The following is a 1,525-nucleotide window of genomic DNA, read 5'->3' on the forward strand; positions in this document are numbered from 1 at the left end:
CGCCGCTCTCCGCGCTTCGCGCGTCGATCACGAGGTCTCGGCCGGGTCGGGGGCGCTGACGCGCCGGGACGCGGCCGAACTCGGCGGCTCCGGGGGAAGCCCGACTCCTCACCGCAGCCGACGCACCCACCACCGGGCCGCCATGCCGGGGCCACTGCGAGGCGTGAGCGGGTCACCTCGGTCGCGGGTCGGACCGCTCCCGGAGGCTACCGTGCGGGGGACGCGGCAGGGCTCGGCGGCCTGGGGGAAGCCCGACACCTCACCGCAGCCAATGCACCCACCGCCGGGCCGCCATGCCGGGGGCCGCGGGGCCAAATCGGGCCCCTCGGCGCCTGTAAAACCCCAGCCTCCGCACCGAACGCAACGGGTGGAGCGGGTGGGTACACACCCCGAGCCACCAACCTCGCCACCGCAGCCCCTGAACCCCAGTCGCCTGGACCCATCAGGGCCATGTGGCCACGAGCATGTCAACCGCGCCAAGCGAAGCGGGGGGTGCGGCGTTCGGTGAAGGCGGCCAGGCCCTCCCGGACGTCGGCCGAGTTGCGGGACTCGGTCTCCCATCGGGCACGCCAGGCCGCGAGACGCGCGGGCTCGGAGGCCGCCGAAGTGTCCGCGGCCAGCAGGTCCTTGGCGGCTCGGATCGTCAACTGCGAGCGGGACGCGATCGTGTCGGCGAAGGCGTAGACCCGTTCGTCGGCCTCGGTCGGATCGAACACGTCGTCCACGAGGCCGACCCGCAACGCATGTGCCGCATCGATCAGTTCGGCCGAGAACAAGAGATACTTGGCCATCGACACGCCCACCAGTCGAGCCAGCCGTGCGGTGGACCCCGCGTCGTAGACGATCCCGAGCTTGGCCGGCGTCACCCCGAACCGCGCCGTCGTATCCGCGAAGCGCAGGTCGCACGCCGCGGCCAACTGGCACCCGCCGCCCACACACGGACCCTGCACATACGCGATCGTCGGCTTGCCGAACGCCGCCAACGCCTGCTCCGCCGCCGAGTTCAGCGAGTGATAGGCGTCCGCCGCCTCGGCCGTCGCATAGTGTCCCCGCAACTCGCGGATGTCGGCCCCTGCCGAGAACACCCCACCGCTACCGGTCAGCACCAGCACGCTCACATCGCGATCGGCCTCCAACGCCGCCAGAATCCCCGGCAACGCCCCCCACATCGCAGCGGTCAGCGCTCCCCGAGCCTGCGGCCGATCGATGCGCAGCGTCGCGACCCCACCCTCGACCTTGACCACAAGCCCGTCGACTCCGGTATCCATCCCGCCGCCCTTTCCTCCACCGACCCACATCCCGGGTCACGCTACGGGCCACCACACCCCGACCCGCACCCACCCGCTCCCCCGTCGAGTCTCACAGCCACCACCGGCCCCGGCATGGCGGCCCGGCGGTGGGTGCGCCGGCTGCGGTGAGGAGTCGGCCTTCCCCGGAGCCGCCGAGTTCGGCCGCGTCCCGGCGCGTCAGCGCCCCCGACCCGGCCGAGACCTCGTGATCGACGCGCGAAGCGCGGAGAGCGGCG

1 protein-coding gene is annotated in these 1,525 nt (G+C 73.0%); it reads right to left on the reverse strand.

Annotation, left to right across the window (positions count from 1 at the left end; all coding sequences use genetic code 11):
* Positions 1-467: 467 nt before the first annotated feature.
* Complete coding sequence (locus tag A3IC_RS0115450) at positions 468-1,268, reverse strand: enoyl-CoA hydratase/isomerase family protein (protein WP_020550947.1); 801 nt, start codon at positions 1,266-1,268, stop codon at positions 468-470.
* Positions 1,269-1,525: the final 257 nt, after the last annotated feature.

This window comes from Embleya scabrispora DSM 41855 (genome assembly GCF_000372745.1).
Lineage (GTDB): Bacteria > Actinomycetota > Actinomycetes > Streptomycetales > Streptomycetaceae > Embleya > Embleya scabrispora.

Excerpts from the sequence above, each read along its gene's own strand:
- A3IC_RS0115450 (WP_020550947.1), bottom strand. The coding sequence starts at position 1,268 with ATGGATACCGGAGTCGACGGGCTTGTGGTCAAGGTCGAGGGTGGGGTC.